Source organism: Zobellella maritima, from assembly GCF_003075035.1.
GTDB lineage: Bacteria > Pseudomonadota > Gammaproteobacteria > Enterobacterales > Aeromonadaceae > Oceanimonas > Oceanimonas maritima.
In genome coordinates this window covers 958,631-978,633 of sequence record NZ_QCZE01000001.1, presented here as the reverse complement: position 1 = coordinate 978,633, position 20,003 = coordinate 958,631, and the positions used below count along the sequence as shown (strand labels likewise).

Genomic DNA, 20,003 nt, shown 5'->3' with positions numbered 1-20,003 from the left:
CCTACTCCTTAGAGAATAAGATGATCAAATTTGACTCGGACCGACAGGCCGGTTCTGAGCTCTACCTGGACATCGTCCCGGGTCACTTCTTTGATGGTAGCGGGTACCGGAGACTTACCCAATACGACTTTGACATTCTGTTCCACACTCAAGTTCGCGGGATCAACCTTGCGTGGCTTGGGACGGGCCTTTTTAACGGCCGGCTTGTCATTTTTGCGGGCTCCGAAGACTTTTTCCTTGCTTTCCTTCAGGGCGCCCTTGGCATGGTCTATATGTTCCTGGGTCAACTCCCCACAAGGCTGGCCATCGAGATCCACCCGGTTCATGCCGGCCTTAAGCCCATGCAGGTAACGCCAGCTGGATGTATACTGGCGCAAGGCAGTACGCAGCAGGGTTTTCGATACCTTGGGATCGTCTGCCAGACGCTCGGCCAAGTCCTGGAAGATACCAATCTTCAACGGCTTGGCTTCACCGGCGGCAATAAAGCAATGGGGGAAAAGTTCTGCCAGATAGGCGATGACTTCTTTACTGTTTTTCAGTTTTTCAGTGTTTTCCATGTAATACCTTGGATTCAGACCTGTGGGCGTGGTGCCCAACCTAACCTTGTTATTATAAAGGGAGCGCCGGTAAAAGCGACCCCCGGGTTACAGAAGGGGTAATACTTGTGTCACTAATTGTGCCAGTCCCGTTTCGTCCTGCTCATCAAAACGGCCATAACTGGGACTGTCTATATCCAGCACCCCCCAGACCTCGTCACCCTGCCCCAGCGGCAATACGATTTCTGCATTGCTCGCACCATCACAAGCGATATGACCGGCAAATTCATGTACATTGGCGATGCGCTGGATGCGGCCTGAGGCGGCGGCGCTGCCACAGACGCCTTTACCCATGGGAATACGGACACAGGCGGGTTTCCCCTGGAAAGGGCCCAGCACCAGGCTGTCCTGTTCCCGTAAATAGAAACCGACCCAGTTGATATCGTCCAGGGCCAGGTTGAGCAGGGCCGACAAGTTGGCGAGTTTGGCAATCCGATTGGGCTCACCATCACACAAGGCTAATGCCTGTTGGGTAAGGCTTTGGTAAAATGCAGATTTTTCAGTCATAAGGGAATGCAGTCATTAATTTTCGCCTAACTTACCTGCCCTTTGCCAAAATGAAAACCAGATATGGTGATTGATGGATAAAAAAAACCTCATGCTGCCGGTTTTACAGTGGTCTGATCTGGTGCGCATGATGAAGCGCCACCGAAAAATACTGATCTATGCCCACCTGGTTGCCTTGATCGGCACCCTGTTGGCGGTGCCCGTCCCCCTGCTGATGCCCCTGCTGGTCGATGAAGTGCTGCTCGACACGCCGGGCACCCTGCTTGCCGGCCTGGACCATCTGCTGCCGACCCCTTGGCAGACCGGGGTGGGCTATATACTGGCAGTGCTGGCGATCACCCTGTTGCTGCGCAGCCTGGCACTGGTATTCAACATTATCCAGGGGCGTCACTTTGCCCGGGTGGCCAAACATTTGACCTTTCAGATCCGTCGGCGGCTGGCCCGGCAGCTGATGAAGACCTCGCTGCGCTCTTTCGAAGCCATCGGCGCCGGCAGTGTCAGCTCCCATTATGTTACCGACGTGGAAACCCTGGACAAATTTCTGGGAGAGACCCTGAGCCGGCTGCTGATCAGCCTGCTGAGCGTGGTAGGCACCGCCGTCATCCTGCTGCTGATCAACTGGCAGCTGGGATTGTTTATCCTGCTGCTCAATCCGGTCGTGGTCTTTTTCTCCAGTCGCATCGGTGCCAAGGTCAAGCGTTTGAAACGCCAGGAAAACAGCGCCTTCGAACTGTTCCAACAGGCCCTGGTGGAAACCCTGGATGGTATTCATGAAATCCGTGCCGCCAACCGGGAGCGGCATTATCTGTTGCGGGTCATCGATCGTGCCCGGGGAGTCAGGGATACCGCCATCGAGTATGCCTGGAAGAGCGAGGCCGCCGGGCGAGCCAGCTTCCTGCTGTTTTTATCGGGGGTCGAGTTGTTTCGCGCCGTGGGCATGATCATGGTGCTCTATACGGACCTGACCGTCGGCCAGATCTTCGCTGTGTTCAGCTACCTCTGGTTTATGATGGGACCGGTGCAGGAGCTGCTTAACATGCAGTATTCCTTTTACGCAGCCAGTGCCGCCCTCAAGCGTATCAACGGCCTGCTGTGTCTGGGTGGAGAACCTCAGAGAAAAGGCGGCAGCAACCCCTTCGCAGGCGTCACCACCCTGCCGATCGAGGTATCCAACCTGAGCTTTTCCTATAATGGCGAGCGCAAGGTACTGGATAATGTCAGCCTCTCTATCGCCGCCGGCGAGAAGGTTGCGCTGGTGGGCGCCAGTGGTGGCGGCAAGTCCACCTTTATCCAGTTGCTGCTCGGCCTGTATCCTGCCGATAAAGGCGAAATCCGCTTCGGTGACCTGAGTTCGGATGACATCGGTTTTGCCACCATCAGGGAACATGTGGCGAGTGTGCTGCAACAACCTGTGCTGTTTAACGATACGGTCAGGGCTAACCTTTGTCTCGGAGACCAACATGAGGATCCGGCGCTGTGGCAGGCACTGCGGGTTGCCCAGCTGGACGATGTCGTCGCCGCCATGGATCAGGGGCTGGATACCGAGATCGGCCGTCGTGGCATCCGTTTGTCCGGTGGTCAGCAACAACGGCTGGCTATTGCCCGCATGGTGCTGAAGGATCCGGCGATCGTAATCCTGGACGAGGCAACCTCGGCCCTGGACACGGAAACCGAGCAAAAATTGCATCAGGCCCTGGCCAGTTTTCTGCACCAGCGCACCACCCTGATAGTGGCGCACCGCCTGAGTTCAGTGCGTCAGGCCGATCGGGTACTGGTGTTTGAAGACGGACGGATAAGCCAGGCCGGTACCCATCACGAACTGCTGGCCCAGCCCGGTTTATACCGAACCCTGTATTACTGATTCAGGCGACCGCCTTGACGGTGTCTGGTGATTTTTCCTTCGTCCTGGCAGGCTTTTTCTTGCTCAAGCCGATGAGCCTGTCCTGGGACTGGGCCAGGAACAGGGCCAGGTTCTCCCTGTCCTGTTCATTCAGCTCAACCGGGCCGGTAGACAGCAGCTCGTCTATCTGATCCGCCAGATCAAGCAGGCGATCATAAGCATCCGCCTCTTTTTTATCGGTAAAGGTCATTTTTGTTATCCCGTTTCGTACTACCAGGTATTGCAGGGTAACGGCCATCTCGGTCTCCGGTAAGGCATGTATATAAATACAGTATTATTCCTCACTGTTAAATGCAAGTGGTGCTTGGCAAAGTTGGTGTTGCTCAGTAATCTTGTGCCATGAATGAAACTCCCGAACGCAGCGTGATGACCTGCCCAAGCTGTGACTTGGTGGTCATGATTGAAACCCTTAATACCCGGGCCGACGGCTATTGTCCCCGCTGTGCCGAACACCTTTTTTCCGGCAGCCAGACCAGCCGACGTCATCACCTGGCACTGGCCATCACCGGGCTGCTGTTGTTGTGGCCATCAGTCGCGGAAAACCTGTTTCAGCTCTATCTGGCCGGCCAGATGATCGACGTGACCATGCTCAAGGGTATCCTCCTGCTGTGGCGGCAGGATTACTGGTTCGTCTGCGGCCTGGTGGCCTGGTGTGGCCTGCTGGCGCCATTAGGACTCTTCATCGGCATCATACTGCTGTCGCTCGACATCTGGCCGCGACGCATGCTGGTCGGCCTGCTGGTACTGGTCAACCATTGCCGGGAGTGGTCCATGGTGGAGGTGTTTGTGATCAGCCTGATGGTGGCTATTTTCAAGCTGATCGATGTGGCCGATCTTACCCTCGGACCCGCACTGGTCCCACTGGTGGCCTTGATGCTGCTGATCACCCTGGTGCACCGCCTCTACGATCCGGAAATCTATTGGCGCCGCCTGGACGCCTTGCCGCCCCCTGCAGAGGACAGTCAAAATGAATGATGTCGCCTTGATTGGCTGTCACCGTTGTCATAAGCTGGTGCGCTGGCGGGAGCTGAGTGCCTGTCCCCGTTGCGGAGCTCATCTGCATCTGCGCACTCCCCGTTCACTCAGCTGGACCTGGGCCTGGCTGATTTCCGCGAGCGCCCTGATGCTGCCGGCCAACCTGCTGCCGATCACCCGGTTACAAGCCTTCGGCGTCGTGGATGCGGATACCATCTTTTCCGGGGTGATGAGCCTCTACCGCAATGACATGCCCGGCATCGCCACCATAGTGCTGGTGGCCAGCGTGATTGTGCCTCTGTTCAAGATCCTGGGTCTGTCCTGGATCTGCCTGCGCCTGAAGATCGGTGGGCCGCTCAATCAGGCCGCCGCCATGCGTCTGTATCGCTTTATCGAGTTTATCGGTCGTTGGTCGATACTCGATTTATTTGTGATTGCCCTGATGATGTCCGCCATCGACAGGGGACTGTTGCTCAATGTTACTCCCGGGCCTGCGGCCACCGCCTTTGGTGGTGTGGTGGTGCTGACCCTGTTTGCTGCCAAGTCCCTTGATACCCGCCTGTTGTGGGATCAGGATAACGATAACGAGTCCAAGGAAGCCTGATGCAAGGTGCCGAACCTGTAATCCGTAAACATCACCGTTTTTCCCCTATCTGGTTGCTGCCCCTGCTGGCGATCCTGCTGGCCGGCAGCTTCCTCTATCAGCAGTTCAGCCAGGCGGGCACAACCATCGAAATTCACTTCGACAAGGCCAACGGCATAGTGCCGAACAAGACCCTGGTGCAATACCAGGGGGTGGAAGTCGGGCAGGTACAGGACATATGGCTGGCCGATTCAGGCAGCGGCGTTATCGTAGAAGTACGCATCGATCATCATGCCCGTCACCTGCTGACCTCGGATACCCAGTTCTGGCTGGTCAGACCCAAAGCGTCGCTCACCGAGATATCCGGCCTGGATGCCCTGGTCTCGGGCAACTATATCAGCATGCAGCCTGGGCAGGCGGAAGGGGGTGAGATGAAGCAATACCGGGCCCTGGACAATGCTCCCGTGGGCTATGGCATAGACGGCAAGTTGATCCGGCTGAAAACGGGTCATCTGGATTCCCTGTCGGTGGGCTCCCCGGTCTATTTCCGGGGGGTTAATGTGGGCAATATCAATAATGTGCAGCTGTCGGACGAGCAGGACGGGGTGATCCTCGAACTCAACATCGAGCCGGGTTACCAAAGCCTGGTACGCACCAACAGCCGCTTCTGGAATGTCAGTGGTATCAAGGCCAAACTCGGTCCCGGCGGCATCGAGGTGGAAACGGCCAGTGTTGCCGCCCTGCTCGCCGGGGGCATTGCCTTCGACGCGCCGGCCGAATCGCCCGAAGCGGACAGCGGCAGTACCTTTACCCTGTATGCCAATCTGGATGCTGCCCGTCGTGGCGTGCGCATCAAGCTGCAAACGAATCAGGGCGTTACCCTCAAGACCGGCATGGGCATTTACTACCGGGGCCTGGAAGTCGGCCGCATCACCCGCGTCAATGTGGGGGCCGAAGGCAGCCTGGATGTGCGCGCCCTGATCGATCCCGAACATGCATTCCGCATCACCAACAACAGCCGCCTACGGTTGGTGCGTCCTGCCCTTGGTGACGGTCTGTTGGAAAACCTGCCCGATCTTTTTTCCGGCCCCCGTCTGCTGCTCGATTATGAGCCTGGTGAACCGAGCAAGAGCATCAGGGTAACCCAGGGCAACCTGGACAACGTCCATCTGCTCACCCTGCAGACCGACACCCTGGCCGGGCTCAGCGAGCAGGCGCCGATCGTCTTCAAGGGTCAAACGGTGGGTTATGTGGCAGAGGCCAGGCTGAAGTCTGATGGTCAGGCACATCTGCGGCTGGCGATTGAGGAGCAGTATGCGTCCTTCCTGCCCAAGGCCCGTTTTTACCGACTGTCACCGCTGCATGTGCAAGCCGGCATCGAAGGGGTGACGGTGCAGGCCGCACCGCTCACTACCTGGCTTAAGGGCGGCATCGGCATGGTCTTGTCCGACAGCAGCAGTGATCGTCTGTTTGCCGATGAGCAGGCGGCCGGCCGTATCGCCCCCTTTATCGAATGGAAGCTGGAAACCGACAATGCCGACGGGCTGCAGGTGGGGACGCCCATCTACCATAGGGGGCTAAAGGCCGGTGAAATCCGAACCATTCGGCCCCATGCGAGCGGGATAAGCCTGGTACTGGCGATTGAGCCTGAATACCGGGATCGCCTGGATACCCGTGCCATCTTCTGGCGGCTGCCGGCGCTGGATGCCAAGGTCGGCTTTGATGGTGCACGGGTGATCCTGCCCAACCTGTCCCGCCTGCTGGCCGGCGGCCTTGCCTTCGACCGCCATCCCCGGCTGCGTAAACAGGCTCACTGGCTTTACCCGGATCAGGAAGAAGCCCTGGCGCATCGGGTTCCGGTCAGCTTTATTGCCGACCACAGCCTGGGCATCAAGCCCGGTGCCCCGATCCGTCACCTGGGGCTGGAAATCGGCAGGATCAAACAACTGTGGCTGTCATCGGATCTGGATCAGGTGCAGTTTATGGGCGAGATTGATGGCCGCTATGCCCCACAGTTTTTGAACCAGGGCAGCCGGTTTGTAGTGGAGAACCTGTCATTATCCCTGTCCGGCGCCAGGAATCTGGATAGCATCTGGCGGGGAGCCTTTATCGCCGCCAGCCCGGGTAAGGGCAAACCCCGGGAGACCTTTATCCTGACCGAACAGGCGCCCGCCTCGGGCACGCTTATCACCCTGACCAGCGCCGACAGCCATAACCTCAATATCGGTAGCCCAGTCTATTTCCGGCGAGTCAAGGTCGGTCAGGTGTCCCATATCGGCCTGGCCAGGGATGGTAGCCATGTGGCTATCGCCCTGGATATCGACCCCGATTATCATCACCTGGTGCGCGAAGGCAGCCGCTTCTGGAATGTTTCCGGGGTACGGGCTGAGTTGGGTTTTACCGGGGCCGAAATTGAATTCGCCAGCCTGGAAAGCCTGGCCACCGGGGGGATTGCCTTTAATACCCCGCCCGATGCGGGGCCTGCGGTGCCGGCCGGCAGCCGTTTCACCCTGTATTCCGAAGCCCGCAAAGACTGGCAGGCCTGGAATCCGGTGTTTGTGCCCTGAGCAGGTTGAGCCTGAGAACGTCAGGCGGTAAGCTGTAGAGTGCCAAATGGGGATGGTTGTTCGAGCAACGGTAAGTGCCAATATAACTATTTAGACAGCAGGTTTTGCCTGATAAGTTGGCAATAACATGTATTTCTACTAATAGTTAATCAGAAGTGCACCTTTTTTGGTGACTTCTCACTAGCGCACGGCTCAGCATATGAGCCATTCCCCTAGGCCAGGTACACGGATTTTGTACCTGGCTTTTTTTGTCGACGGCAAGCCGATGGAGCCGCTTGGCCGACCCAGTGGAATATCCGCAATCAATGTCATCTTCCTCCACCCTGCCGCTCATCATACTGTTGGGCGCCGTCTCCGCCCTCACCCCCCTGGCCATCGACATGTATCTGCCGGCCATGCCCGCAATTGCCGAATCGCTCGCCAGCAACTCCCACAGTGTGCAGGCAACCCTGGCGGTATATACCGCCGGCTTTGCCGTCGGCCAGCTGTTGTTTGGCCCCCTGTCCGATGCCAAGGGCCGGCGTCCGGTACTGCTGGGGGGAATATTGGCGTTTGCCGTTACCGCGCTGATCTGCGCCATGGCCGCGGGTATCGAGGCGCTCACCCTGGCCCGCGCTACCCAGGGCTTTGCCGGTGCCGCCTCGGCCGTGGTGGTACAGGCCCTGGTGCGGGATCTGTTTGAGCGAGAAGACTTTGCCCGCACCATGGCCTACATCACCCTGGTGATGACGATAGCGCCGTTGGCGGCGCCCATGATTGGCGGCCATCTGACCCACTGGTTTGGCTGGCGCTCCATCTTTTGGGTATTGGCCGCGGTCGCCTTGCTGGTGATGCTGGCCTGCGCCTGGCGATTGCCGGAAACCCTGGAACCAGAGCGGCGCCAGTCCCTTCGGCTGGCCGCAGTGCTGCGCAGTTATCTGCGGCTGCTGACCGAACGGCAAGCCATTGGCTTCATGCTGTGCGGCGCCTTTTCCTTTGCCGGTATGTTCGCTTTCCTGACAGGCGCCTCCTTTATCTATATCGAGCTGTATGGCCTGCCAGCCCATCAGACCGGCTATCTGTTCGGGGTCAATGTGCTGACCCTGATGCTGTTCACCACCCTGAACGGCAAATGGGTACGTCGCCTGGGTTCCCGGAATATGTTGAGAGCCGGGCTGTTTATTCAGCTGGGTGCCGGCCTGCTGATGCCGGTGGGCCCTGCGCTCGGTTTGGGTCTCTGGTCGTTGGTGGTGCCCATCATGTTCTACGTGGGCGTGATCTCCATTATCGGCAGCAATACCATGGCCAGCCTGTTGACTGCTAACCCCAACCTGGCAGGCACCGCCTCTTCCCTCGCCGGGACGCTGCGCTTCGGCCTGGCCGCCCTGATCGGAGCCCTGGTATCAATCCTGCCCGACAGCTCACCACTCTACATGGTGATGACCATGAGCCTGTGTGCCATGCTTTCGTCGCTGTGCTATTGGCTGCTGTGTGTCGAGCGTTAACTTCGCCACTATTTACATTATGTTAAATATCAGTGCGTATTAAATGGGAGTAGGGATTGGGGCCCCCATTCCCTACTCCCCATTCCCAGGCTTACTTCTGCGTGTTTTTCAGCAAGGCTTCCAGGCTGCCCACCGCGCCCAGCACGCTGCTGGCTTCATAGGGCAGGAAGATTCGATCTCCCTCCTTGCCGATGTCCGGCAGCGTTTTCAGGTATTCCAGGCCCAGCAGGTAGCCGATGACCAATTGGGGATCAAGCCGTTCACCGCCGGCCGCCAGTACCTTGTCGATAGCCTGACGCTGACCTTCTGCCATCAGGATCGCGGCCTCTTTCTCACCCTCCGCGACCAGGATATTGGAACGTTTCTCCCCCTCGGCCTGCGCGATCGCGGCTTCCCGCTCACCGCTGGCCCGCAATACCAGGGCGCGCCGTTCCCGCTCGGCGGCCATTTGTTTGCGCATGGCGTCCTCCACTTCGACCGGGATATTGATGTCCTGGATTTCAACCCGGGTGACCTTTACCCCCCATTTATTGCCAGCCTCATCCATCACCAGCTGCAACTTGTCATTGATCTCCTGGCGGGATTCGAACAGTTTGTCGAGTTCCATCTTGCCCACTTCGGAACGCAGGGAGGTCTTGGCCAGGATCTCGATTGCCTGGATCAGGTTTTCGGTCTGGTATACCGCCCGCTCGGGGTCAATCACCTGAAAATAGAGGGCACCGTTAACGGTCACGCTGACATTGTCGGCGGTGATCACCGCCTGTCCGGGGAAGTCGAGTACGGTTTCCCGCCGATCGATGCGTGTTTCTTCCAGCACTACGGGCACGTTCTGACCATCGATGGCCTGGTAACGGCGCACCTTGATGGCCCTGGGCCTGTCGATAAAGGGGATTACCCAGTTGACACCGGGGCTCAGGGTCTTGTTATAGCTTCCCAGGCGTTCGATCACCACGGCCTCGGATTGTTGCACTATCATCAGCCCCTTGATGATCAAGGCCAGTATCAATCCGGTCAGGATCAGCGAGATCAGTAGCATGGCATCCATTGCGCACTCCTCAGCGATTATTAGAATCAGTCGATTAAGGCGGTGATACCGTCAAAACGGCGCACCTTGACCCGGGCTCCGGCAAGCAGAGGCCGGTTTGATTCACTGCGTACGGGGAACAGATCCCCTTCCAGTTTCAGCCTGAATTCACCGTTTTCCAGCTGTACCAGTTCTCCCTCCCGCTCTCCCCGCTCTCCGGCCAGGGCACTGCTGCGCCGTGACGGCGCCAGCCGGCGAAATAATACCTTGAGTGCCGGAGCGATCAGGGCCGCGGCAATGGCGAAGGTAAACCACTGGCCTGCCGCCTCCAGCCCCATCAGGGCCGAGATCATGGCGACCAGGGCGGCCAGGCCCAGGGCAAAGGCAAAAAAGCCGGTTCCCAGCAACTCCAACAACAACAAGATCAAGGCGGCGATCAGCCAGAGATGCCAGGCAAGCAACATAGAAAGTTCCTGTGATAAATCGGCTACAAATGAAACACAGTTACTATAGAGGAGGAAGCAAGGGAAGGGAAATCAATCACTAACGAAACGGGAAAGCAGGAAGAAGGCATGGGACCCTCCCCTGCTCTCCGTTGTTCATGCCATCAGGAGGTGACCGGTTTGGCCAGTTTAAACAGCTCAAAGAAGTTGGCGGTGGTCTGCTCTGCCACCTGCTCCGGAGAGATCCCCTTCAGTTGGGCGATATATTCGGCCACGGTGCGAACATAAGCCGGCTCGTTTTCTTCTCCTCTGAAGGGAACCGGCGCCAGCCAGGGGGAGTCGGTCTCCACCAACAAGCGCTCCAGCGGGAGGGCCTTGACCACTTCCCGCAGGGCATCGGCACTGCGAAAGGTAACGATACCGGAAATAGAGATATAGAACCCCAACTCCATGGCCGCCTCGGCCATGGCCAGCGACTCGGTAAAGCAATGCAGAACGCCGCCGACCTGTTGGGCCTGGCCCTGGCGCAGGATATCCAGGGTGTCCTGCTGGGCATCCCGGGTATGAATGATCAGTGGCTTGTCGAGCTCGACTGCCGTTGCCACATGCTGTTCAAAGGCCGGCAGTTGCAGATCTCTGGTTTCCGGCGCATAGAAGTAGTCAAGGCCGGTCTCGCCGATCGCCACTACCGCCGGGTCGGCGGCAAGCTGGCGCAGCAGGGTGGCATCGAACCGCTCGTCGTTCTGATGCAGGGGGTGCACCCCGCAGGAGGCAAATACCTGGGGATAGGGTGCTATGGTCTCGAGCATGGCCGGAAACGAGGACAGCCCCACGCTGATGCACAGCATATGGTTAACACCACGAGCCCCGGCCTTGTTGATGACTTCGGCGATATTGGCATGTTTCTTACCATATGCCAGACGATCGATATGGCAGTGAGAATCAACCAGCACACTTCTCTCCTTTCATTATCCATTGGTTCAGCCACTGGCCGAGTTGCAGGGAACGATTCAGCGGACGTCCGGTCGGCAGGGTCAACGCCTGCTCCAGCCGGCGCAAGCCGGTGATGGCAACCAGTAGCCGATGGCTCCCCCGGTCACTCAATTGCCGGCTCAGCTCCCGACAATCCTCCATCCGCAACCAGTGGGACAGACCCTGGGCCAGTTGCAGCGCATCCTGTAACAGAAAATGCAGCCAGTGCAAGGTGACCGGCTGCGCCAACAAGGCGGACTGCAGTTGTGACAGTCGTTGAGGATGCGCCGACAACGTCACAAAGTCCTGCAACAGGCCCAGCCGCTGGCTGTCTGTGCCGGAAGCCAGGTAATCCCGGCACTGCAGTGGTGAGCCCTGATTGATATTAAGGATGGCGGTATTGGCTTCGTGCCCCTGTTCCGCCAGCCAGCTCAACACCTGAGCGGCGGCGGGCAAGCCCAGGGCCCATTGCTGACAACGGCTGCGTATGGTTGGCAGCAGCCGTTCCGGCTGATGGCTTGTCAGTATCAGGTATGTCTTGCCCGCCGGCTCTTCCAGGGTTTTCAGCAGGGCATTGGCTGCAGCTTCGGTCATGTTATCCGCATGCTCAATCAGTACTGCCTTGGGGCCGCCGAGCCGGGCGCTTTCCGCCACGATCCGGCCCAGAGAGCGGATGGCATCCACCCCTATTTTGTTATCCTGCCCGTTGAATACGTGATAATCGGGATGGTTGCCGGCTCGATGGAGCTTGCAGGCGTGGCACTGTTCACAAGGAGCCATATTTGCATGTTGGCATAATATGGTCTTGACCAAATGATGGGCCAGCAACTGCTTGCCCATCCCCTGGATTCCGCTCAACAACAGGGCGTGAGCCAATCGCCCCTGGCGCAGCTGTAGCTGCAAGCGCTGATAAGAGGGCACTAACCAGGGATACATAGCTGTTGCTCCAGGCAGGCAAGAACAGCGGCTTTAACCTGCTCCGGTGGAAGTCCGCCATCCAGGACAAGGATACGGGGATCCGCATTCGCCAGCTCAAGATAGCGGGCCCGGGTGCGGATAAAAAAGTCCAGCTGCTCCAGCTCAATACGATCCAGCTCGCCCCGGGCCCGGGCTCGGGCCAGCCCCTGGGCCGGATCAATATCCAGATACAGGGTCAGATCCGGCACAAAATCGCCCAGCACCGCCTGTTTAATCTGGGCAATCAAGCGGGCATCTATGCCCCGGCCGCCCCCCTGATAGGCTTGGGACGACAGATCATGACGGTCCCCCACCACCCAGCTACCGGCCGCCAGCGCTGGCTGAATACGATTCTTTACCAGCTGTACCCGGGCGGCGTACATCAGCAACAATTCGGCCTCCATGGTCAGCGGCTCGTCATGGACGTCCTTGACCAGGGCGCGCATTTTTTCCGCCAGCGGCGTGCCGCCGGGCTCCCGGGTGGTGATCACCGGCAGCCCCTTGGCCACGAGCCAGTCAACCACATGGCCCTGGACCGTGCTCTTGCCCGCCCCTTCCAGCCCTTCAATGACAATAAATCGACTCATCGCTTACCTGTTTAGAATATAACGGCGCACGGCCTTGTTATGTTCGGCCAGTGTCTTGGAGAAAAAATGGCGTCCCTCCCCCATGGCCACAAAGTAGTAGTAGTCACCCTCGGCCGGCTGCAGGGTGGCCAGTATTGCCTCCTTGCTGGGCATGGCGATGGGGGTCGGCGGCAGGCCGTCTATCATATAGGTGTTATAGGGCGTATGGGTTTGCAAGTGCCGCTTGCGGATGTCGCCCTGGTATTCATCTCCCAGACCATAAATCACCGTCGGATCCGTCTGCAGGCGCATGCCTCGACGCAACCGGTTGACAAACACAGAGGCGATCATCGGCCGCTCTTCGGCGATGCCGGTTTCCTTCTCGATGATGGATGCCAGAATCAGGGCCTCGTAAGGTGTCTTGATCGGCAGATCAGGGGCCCGTTCCGCCCAGGCCTTGGCCAGAAAGTCCTGCATCTCGCGATAGGCGCGTTCCAGTATGGCAATATCGGTATCGCCAGGGGTATAGCTGTAGGTTTCCGGTAGAAACAGGCCTTCCAGCTTGCTCCGCTCGCTCCCCAGTCGAGCGAGCAGTTCCGCTTCATCCAGGTCGGTCAGCTCGACATTCAGGTACTCGGCCTCACTCAGCCGCGACTGCCAGTCCTGAAAGCGCAAGCCTTCCACCAGGGTCACCTGCAGCCGGTAAATATCGCCGTTGACGAACTTGGTCAAGGCCTCACGCACACTCATGCCCGGGGACAGCTGGTAGGTACCCTGCCGCACTGCAGTCAACTCGGGGGACAGCCGCAGCCACAGCCGGCGACTCAGCGCCGCCACAGGTTCGGCGCTCAGCCGGTTGATCAGCTGAGAGCTGGTTTCCCCCCGGCCGACCACAAACAGGGGTTCTTCCTGCAACGCCACCGGCATATTTTCAAGCTGATACCATTGCTGGGCACCAAAACCCAACAGGCCAAAGGCCGCCAGGAAAGATAAACGACCAAGCCATTTAAACACGCTTTTCATACTCACACTGTAATTGTCGAACCGTCGGAAAGGAGGTTATCACCCGCTCGGTCAGTGATGCCACCGGCACCACCCCCATCAGCGCATTGGTCAGCCAGATTTCGTCGGCCTGCTGCAGGGCGGCGAGTCCGGCCCTGACCGGCTGTACCCTCTGCCCCCATTCAGCCAGGGTGTCGATCACCCAGCTGCGCATGGTACCCGCCACCCCGGCACGGGACAGATCCGGGGTAAAGACCTGCTGCCCCCGCCGCCAAAACAGGTTGGCGGTCACCGCCTCGACCAGCTCATCCGCCTCATTGAGCACCAGGCCTTCATCCAGGCCGGCCTCTTCCAGCTCTGCCTTTAGCAATACCTGTTCCAGCCGGTTGATGGTTTTCAATCCCGCCAGCAGCGGGCTGCTACCCAACCGCCCCCGGCATAGTCCCAATGCTATCCCCGTTTGCCGCCAGTCGTGATAATAAGCGGGAAACGGTGACTGGTTGAATACCACTGTGGTCTCCCCACAGCCGGCAATACCATAGCCGCGGGCCCCCGGACCGCGCAGCAGGCTGATACGCAGCACCTGCTCGTCGTTACCGGCAACCTGTGCCAGGGCCGCCTCATGGAGACGGGCCCAGTCGGGTGCGACCATCTGCAGCCTGGCACAGGCCTCGGCCAGACGAGCCTGGTGATAGGGCCACAGCCTGAGCCGACCGGCCTGGCCATGGATGGTGGTGAAATGTCCATCACCCAGCTGCCAGCCCCGTCGCAGGGCCGAACAGCTGTCGGTATCAATGATAGTGGCGTCCATAATCTCCAAATAAAAAAAAGCCCGGCATCGGGCCGGGCTGTTTCAGGCCTGGGGCCATTATATGCGTTTGAAGATCAATGAGCCATTGGTACCGCCGAACCCAAAGGAGTTGGACAGGGCGTAATCAAACTGTCCGGACTTGGCCTGATTAGGTACCAGATCCAGATCACACTCATCATCCGGGTCGTCCAGGTTGATGGTGGGGGGAACCTGCTGATCTTTCAGTGCCAACACAGTTATGATGGCTTCAATCGCACCTGCAGCGCCCAGCAGGTGACCAGTCATCGACTTGGTGGAGCTGACCATCAGCTGATAGGCATGGTCACCGAACACCTGCTTGACCGCCTTCAGCTCGGCCACATCACCCAGCGGGGTGGAGGTGCCGTGGGCGTTGACATAACCGATAACATCAGGGGCGATACCCGCATCCTTGATGGCATTGATCATCGCCTTGGCGGCCCCGCTGCCGTCATCGGGCGGTGCCGTCATATGATGGGCATCGCCACTCATGCCGAAACCGATCAGCTCGGCATAGATCTTGGCGCCACGAGCCTTGGCATGTTCGTACTCTTCCAGCATGACAACGCCGGCGCCGTCACCCAGCACAAAGCCGTCTCTGGCCTTATCCCAGGGGCGACTGGCCTTCTCGGGCTCATCATTGCGGGTCGACAGTGCCCGGGCCGCGGCGAAACCACCCATACCCATCGGCGTGGAAGCTTTCTCGGTGCCGCCGGCCAGCATGGCGTCGGCATCACCATAGGCGATCATCCGGGCAGCCAGGCCAATGCTGTGAGTACCAGTGGTACAGGCAGTCGTCGCCGCAATATTGGGACCGCGCAGGCCTTTCATGATGGAAAGATGACCGGACACCATATTGATAATGGTCGAGGGTACAAAGAACGGACTCAACTTGCGCGGGCCACTGGCCATCAGGTTGGCATGATTCTGTTCGATCAGGCCCAAACCGCCGATGCCTGAACCGATGGACACACCAACACGGTCGGCATTGGCGTCTGTGATCTCGAGACCCGCGTCGGCAAACGCCTGCAAACCAGCCGCCACGCCGTACTGGATAAATAAATCCATCTTGCGAGCTTCTTTCTTGGCAATGCCATGGGCTTCGGGATCAAAATTCTTTACCAGGCCGGCAAACTTGGTGGTGTAATCTGTGGTATCAAAGTGCTCAATGTTGGTGATGCCGCTTTGACCTGCCAACAGGGCTTGCCAGCTGGAATCAACCGTGTTTCCGACAGGAGAGAGCATACCGAGGCCAGTCACCACGACTCTGCGTTTTGACACAGGAGCGCCTCCGAAAGGGGGTTAGTACAAAAGGGAAAGAACCGGGACAGCGAGCGCCGTCCCGGTACAGGTTTTTTATTCCTGATTGGCGTTGATGTAATCAATCGCTGCTTGAACAGTGGTGATTTTTTCCGCTTCTTCATCAGGAATTTCAGTGTCGAATTCTTCTTCCAGAGCCATTACCAGCTCAACTGTGTCCAGGGAGTCAGCGCCCAGATCATCAACAAAAGAGGCTTCGGATTTAACTTCTTCTTCCTTAACGCCCAGTTGTTCAACAATGATTTTCTTTACGCGTTCTTCGATGTTGCTCATGACCAGTATTTTCCTTTAGAAATACGCAAGTGCGTGTCGTTGCGGTAGTGTATTAAATTGACCGCAGTTTGCAAGCCTATTTGAGGCTGGTCTAACCAGAATTCTTGCTAAAAATGCAGTAATTTCCGTCAAACAGCCTCCAACTGCGGTCATTTTCATCAAACCATGTACATGCCGCCGTTAACGTGCAGTGTTTCGCCGGTAATATAGCCGGCTTCTTCTGACGCTAAAAATGCCACGGCGGAGGCGATCTCTTTGGGGTCGCCCAGGCGCTGGGCCGGAACCTGTGACAAGATACCGGCCCTTTGCTCTTCATTCAATGCATGGGTCATATCGGTTTCGATAAATCCGGGCGCCACCACATTGACGGTAATGCCTCGGGAAGCCACTTCCCGGCCCAGCGACTTGCTGAAGCCAATCAGGCCGGCCTTGGCGGCCGCATAGTTGGCCTGGCCGGCATTGCCCATGGTACCGACCACGGAGCCGATGGTGACGATACGGCCAAACCGTTTCTTCATCATGGTCCGCAACACCGCCTTGGACAGGCGGAATACCGAGGTCAGGTTGGTGTCCAGGATATCCTGCCACTCATCATCCTTCATCCGCATCATCAGATTATCACGGGTGATGCCGGCGTTATTAACCAGGATATCGATATCACCGAAGCGGGCCTTGATGGTGTCCAGCATGGTATTCAACGAGTCCACATCGGTGACATTCAGCACCAGACCCGCACCCTGCTCGCCCAGATAGGCACTGATGGCCTCGGCACCCTTCTCACTGGTGGCGGTCCCGATCACGGTCGCGCCACGGCTGGCAAACAATTCAGCGGTGGCGCGACCGATCCCCCGGCTGGCGCCGGTGACCAGTACCACTTTACCGGAAAAACTCATAGTGACTCCTTCGTCATTATTAAAACGAGCCCGACGTCCGGAGAAGGCTTGCTGGAGACAGCAAAGCCGACCGTTGGCGCCATGGATGGCGCCGTCGAGCCCCCAGGGACGGGTTTACGGCGAGTCGGCCTGCTGTCATCAGCAGGCCGTGGCCACCCCCACCTTCCCCGGCATATATGTACTATCAGGCTGTGGCCGCCGCCAGCGCCTGCTGCAGACCGGCGGCGTCGTTCACCGCCAGGCCTTCAACCCGTTTGTCGATACGCTTGGCCAGGCCGGTCAGCACCTTGCCCGGGCCCATCTCCAGCGCCAGGGTGATGCCCTGCTCCGCCATCGACTCGACGGTTTCGGTCCAGCGCACCGGACTGTATAGCTGACGAACAAGCGCCTCCTTGATCCGGTCCGGCTCAATTTCCAGCGCCACATCGACATTGTTGACCACCGGGATGGCGGGCACATTGAAGGTCATCGCCGCCAGGGTCTGCGCCAGCTGCTCGGCGGCAGGGCGCATCAGGGCGCAATGGGACGGCACGCTGACCGGCAGCGGCAGGGCGCGCTTGGCACCACTTGCCTTCATCAAGGCATTGGCCCGCTCGACCGCCGCCTTGTCGCCGGCGATCACCACCTGGCCGGGGGAGTTGAAGTTGACAGCAGAGACCACTTCCCCCTGCTCCGCCTGGGCGCAGTTAGCTATGATAGTCTCGTTGTCCAGGCCGATAATGGCAGACATGGCACCGGTGCCCTCGGGAACCGCTTGCTGCATCAGCTGGCCTCGCAACTCAACCAGCTTGACCGCATCGCTCAGGCTCAGCACTCCGGCGCACACCAGGGCGGAATACTCACCCAGGCTGTGACCCGCCATCACCGCAGGCTGGGCTCCACCCTCCTGCTGCCACAACCGCCACAGGGCGACCGAGGCGGTCAGCAGGGCCGGTTGGGTACGCCAGGTCTTGTTCAGCTCTTCCGCCGGCCCCTGGAGCACCAGTTCGGCCAGATCATAACCCAGGGCGCTCGAGGCCTCGGCAAAGGTATTTTTCACCACGTCATGGTCGGCCAGCACGCCCGCGAGCATACCCACCGCCTGAGATCCCTGTCCGGGAAAGGTAATGGCAAATGACATTCTGTTTCCTTCTTTAGTAACGTACCAGCGCCGAACCCCAGGCAAAGCCGCCGCCAAAGGCTTCCAGCAGCACCAGGTGGCCTCGTTGAATACGACCGTCCCGTACCCCTTCATCCAGGGCAATGGGCACGCTCGCAGCCGAGGTGTTGCCATGTTTGTCCAGGGTCAGAATCACCCGCTCAAGCGGCATGTTCAGCTTGCGGGCTGTGGCATTGATAATACGGTAATTGGCCTGGTGCGGAACCAACCAGTCCAGTTCGGACTTGTCGATACCATTGGCCTCCAGGGTCTGGGTGACAATATCGCTCAACCGTGATACTGCCACCTTGAATACCTCGTTGCCTTTCATATGCATATAGGCATCCATTTCACTGCCACTGACACCCCGTTTCGGATGAGACAGCTTGAGCAGCTCACCGTAACGGCCGTCCGCATGCAGGTGCGTGGACAGAATGCCCGGCTCTTCGCTGGCACCCAGTACGACGGCGCCTGCGCCGTCGCCAAACAAAATGATAGTCGACCTGTCGTCGGGTGCACACATGCGTGACAGGGCGTCGGCGCCAATCACCAGCACATGGCGGGCCTGGCCGCCCCGAATAAACTGATCGGCCACACTCAGGGCGTAGCTGAAGCCGGCACAGGCGGCGGCAATATCAAAGGCGGGAATACCCGGCACCTCGAGCATCGCCTGCACCTCACAGGCCGCTGCCGGAAAGGCATGGTCGGCACTGGTGGTGGCCAGCACTATCATATCCAGCTGCTGTGCGCTGATGCCGGCGGCCTCCAGCGCCCTGAGCGCGGCACCATAGGACATGGTCGCGATGGTGTCTTCCACCCCGGCGATACGACGTTCGCTGATGCCGGTGCGTTCTACTATCCAGTCATTGCTGGTTTCTACCATTTGCTCCAGGTCGGCATTGGTGCGTACCGCCTCTGGCAGGTAGCTGCCAGTTCCCAATATTTTACTGTTCATAGGCGTTATCTTGCGTGACTGTCCATTGGAGCAGTATCAAAACGATGCGCGATACTCGCGGGCAATTCATGCTCAATTTCGGCAACAGCCTGCAAAATCGCATTTAAAAAGGCGGGCGAGCCGGCGCTCCCGTGGCTCTTGACCACACTGCCGCGTAATCCTATCAGACTCGCCCCGTTATACTGGTCGGGGTTCAGATGGGAAAGGCGTCTTTTTATCCAAAAACTCAGAATTTTCCATAGCAAACCACGCCTTTCTCCCAGGCCCAGCAACATGCGGGCCACCCCCTCGCTGGTCTTCAAGGCGACATTACCGACCAGGCCGTCACAAACAATGACATCCGCCTGCCCGGTAAACAAGCCATCTCCCTCGATAAATCCCGTATAGTTCAGATCGGGGATCGCCGTCAACAGCTGCCCCGCCTGGCGTATGGCTTCACTGCCCTTGCTGGCTTCAGCCCCCACGTTGAGCAGGCGGATGCGCGGCGAGCAGATCCCCAGAACATGGCGGGCGGCCTGTTCCCCCATCACCCCGAAGCGGGCCAGGGTCACTGCATCGCAGCTGATATTGGCACCCACATCCAGCAACAGCGCATAGCCGCCACCGGCCTGGGGCAGGCGGGTAATCAACGCGGGTCTGTCGACCCCCGCCACCGTATTTAATACTCGTATCGCCATCGCCATCAGGGCACCGGTGTTGCCGGCACTGACGCAGGCCGCAGCCTCCCCGTTGGCCAGGGCATCGAGGGCTTTGCGCATGGAGGAATTGGCGCCGTAACGCAAGGCATGGGTCGGCTTTTGCTCGTTGGTCACCACCTGGCTGGTAAAGCATACCGACACGCGGGGATGATGGAGCAGCTTGCAACGGTCAAGCCAGGGGCTCAACTCCGGCTCCAGGCCAAACAGGATAAGCTTGAGGTGTGGCAAAAGCGACAGTGCCTGCGCGGCGGCAGGCACTGTGACCGGGGGGCCATAATCGCCCCCCATCATATCTAACGCAACGGTCAGCTGCGGCAAAAG

At 58.7% G+C, this 20,003-nt stretch carries 21 protein-coding genes; 5 read left to right on the top strand and 16 right to left on the bottom strand.

Going from position 1 to position 20,003, the window contains the following annotated elements; all coding sequences use genetic code 11:
- Window positions 1-8 precede the first annotated feature (8 nt).
- Together proQ and DCS96_RS04455 are read right to left on the bottom strand one after the other, a co-directional pair.
- Complete coding sequence (gene proQ / locus DCS96_RS04460; protein WP_116473130.1) at window positions 9-557, bottom strand: RNA chaperone ProQ; 549 nt, start codon at window positions 555-557, stop codon at window positions 9-11.
- An 87-nt stretch (window positions 558-644) separates the two neighbouring features.
- Complete coding sequence (locus DCS96_RS04455) at window positions 645-1,103, bottom strand: GAF domain-containing protein (protein WP_116473129.1); 459 nt, start codon at window positions 1,101-1,103, stop codon at window positions 645-647.
- A gap of 73 nt (window positions 1,104-1,176) precedes the next feature.
- Between DCS96_RS04455 and DCS96_RS04450 the strand changes: the two genes are divergently transcribed.
- The gene (locus DCS96_RS04450) at window positions 1,177-2,964 is read left to right on the top strand and encodes an ABC transporter ATP-binding protein (RefSeq protein WP_116473128.1); all 1,788 of its coding nucleotides are present in this window, start codon (window positions 1,177-1,179) and stop codon (window positions 2,962-2,964) included.
- Window position 2,965: 1 nt separating this feature from the next.
- Here the strand turns inward: DCS96_RS04450 and DCS96_RS04445 are convergent, their stop codons facing one another.
- Entirely contained in the window at window positions 2,966-3,241 is a 276-nt protein-coding gene (locus DCS96_RS04445) for a YebG family protein (RefSeq protein WP_116473127.1), read from the bottom strand.
- A gap of 101 nt (window positions 3,242-3,342) precedes the next feature.
- Between DCS96_RS04445 and DCS96_RS04440 the strand changes: the two genes are divergently transcribed.
- The 4 genes from DCS96_RS04440 to DCS96_RS04425 all read left to right on the top strand — a co-directional run bounded on the left by DCS96_RS04440 (window position 3,343) and on the right by DCS96_RS04425 (window position 8,612).
- Entirely contained in the window at window positions 3,343-3,978 is a 636-nt protein-coding gene (locus DCS96_RS04440; protein WP_116473126.1) for a paraquat-inducible protein A, read from the top strand.
- Window positions 3,971-4,582 carry a paraquat-inducible protein A gene (locus DCS96_RS04435; protein ID WP_116473125.1) on the top strand — a complete coding sequence of 204 codons (612 nt, stop codon included), beginning with the start codon at window positions 3,971-3,973 and terminating at the stop codon, window positions 4,580-4,582. Before DCS96_RS04440 ends, DCS96_RS04435 begins: the two co-directional genes overlap by 8 nt.
- Window positions 4,582-7,128, top strand: coding sequence for an MlaD family protein (locus DCS96_RS04430; RefSeq protein ID WP_116473124.1), 2,547 nt, complete (start codon window positions 4,582-4,584; stop codon window positions 7,126-7,128). The genes DCS96_RS04435 and DCS96_RS04430 overlap by 1 nt, the downstream gene beginning before the upstream one ends.
- Before the next feature lie 305 nt (window positions 7,129-7,433).
- Window positions 7,434-8,612 carry a Bcr/CflA family multidrug efflux MFS transporter gene (locus DCS96_RS04425; RefSeq protein WP_116473123.1) on the top strand — a complete coding sequence of 393 codons (1,179 nt, stop codon included), beginning with the start codon at window positions 7,434-7,436 and terminating at the stop codon, window positions 8,610-8,612.
- 91 nt (window positions 8,613-8,703) lie between these two features.
- Here DCS96_RS04425 and DCS96_RS04420 read toward each other — a convergent pair whose 3' ends face one another.
- The 13 genes from DCS96_RS04420 to plsX all read right to left on the bottom strand — a co-directional run bounded on the left by DCS96_RS04420 (window position 8,704) and on the right by plsX (window position 20,000).
- The gene (locus tag DCS96_RS04420; RefSeq protein ID WP_116473122.1) at window positions 8,704-9,657 is read right to left on the bottom strand and encodes an SPFH domain-containing protein; all 954 of its coding nucleotides are present in this window, start codon (window positions 9,655-9,657) and stop codon (window positions 8,704-8,706) included.
- 26 nt (window positions 9,658-9,683) lie between these two features.
- Complete coding sequence (locus DCS96_RS04415; protein ID WP_232818182.1) at window positions 9,684-10,100, bottom strand: NfeD family protein; 417 nt, start codon at window positions 10,098-10,100, stop codon at window positions 9,684-9,686.
- A gap of 143 nt (window positions 10,101-10,243) precedes the next feature.
- Entirely contained in the window at window positions 10,244-11,032 is a 789-nt protein-coding gene (locus DCS96_RS04410; RefSeq protein ID WP_116473121.1) for a TatD family hydrolase, read from the bottom strand.
- Complete coding sequence (holB, locus tag DCS96_RS04405; protein ID WP_116473120.1) at window positions 11,022-11,987, bottom strand: DNA polymerase III subunit delta'; 966 nt, start codon at window positions 11,985-11,987, stop codon at window positions 11,022-11,024. The genes DCS96_RS04410 and holB overlap by 11 nt, the downstream gene beginning before the upstream one ends.
- Window positions 11,972-12,595 carry a dTMP kinase gene (tmk, locus tag DCS96_RS04400; protein ID WP_116473119.1) on the bottom strand — a complete coding sequence of 208 codons (624 nt, stop codon included), beginning with the start codon at window positions 12,593-12,595 and terminating at the stop codon, window positions 11,972-11,974. Before tmk ends, holB begins: the two co-directional genes overlap by 16 nt.
- Window positions 12,596-12,598: 3 nt before the next feature.
- Window positions 12,599-13,597, bottom strand: coding sequence for an endolytic transglycosylase MltG (gene mltG / locus DCS96_RS04395; protein WP_116473118.1), 999 nt, complete (start codon window positions 13,595-13,597; stop codon window positions 12,599-12,601).
- A complete protein-coding gene (gene pabC, locus DCS96_RS04390) occupies window positions 13,581-14,387 on the bottom strand; it encodes an aminodeoxychorismate lyase (RefSeq protein ID WP_116473117.1) in 807 nt (268 codons plus the stop codon). The genes mltG and pabC overlap by 17 nt, the downstream gene beginning before the upstream one ends.
- A gap of 57 nt (window positions 14,388-14,444) precedes the next feature.
- A complete protein-coding gene (fabF, locus tag DCS96_RS04385; protein ID WP_116473116.1) occupies window positions 14,445-15,686 on the bottom strand; it encodes a beta-ketoacyl-ACP synthase II in 1,242 nt (413 codons plus the stop codon).
- A gap of 75 nt (window positions 15,687-15,761) precedes the next feature.
- Window positions 15,762-15,998, bottom strand: coding sequence for an acyl carrier protein (gene acpP, locus DCS96_RS04380; RefSeq protein ID WP_014292450.1), 237 nt, complete (start codon window positions 15,996-15,998; stop codon window positions 15,762-15,764).
- 158 nt (window positions 15,999-16,156) lie between these two features.
- Entirely contained in the window at window positions 16,157-16,891 is a 735-nt protein-coding gene (gene fabG, locus DCS96_RS04375) for a 3-oxoacyl-ACP reductase FabG (protein ID WP_116473115.1), read from the bottom strand.
- Between the two features lie 184 nt (window positions 16,892-17,075).
- Window positions 17,076-18,011, bottom strand: a complete 936-nt coding sequence (fabD, locus tag DCS96_RS04370; RefSeq protein WP_116473114.1) for an ACP S-malonyltransferase — start codon at window positions 18,009-18,011, stop codon at window positions 17,076-17,078.
- Between the two features lie 13 nt (window positions 18,012-18,024).
- Window positions 18,025-18,984, bottom strand: coding sequence for a beta-ketoacyl-ACP synthase III (locus DCS96_RS04365; RefSeq protein ID WP_116473113.1), 960 nt, complete (start codon window positions 18,982-18,984; stop codon window positions 18,025-18,027).
- Window positions 18,985-18,989: 5 nt separating this feature from the next.
- The gene (gene plsX / locus DCS96_RS04360) at window positions 18,990-20,000 is read right to left on the bottom strand and encodes a phosphate acyltransferase PlsX (RefSeq protein ID WP_116473112.1); all 1,011 of its coding nucleotides are present in this window, start codon (window positions 19,998-20,000) and stop codon (window positions 18,990-18,992) included.
- Between the last annotated feature and the right edge of the window lie 3 nt (window positions 20,001-20,003).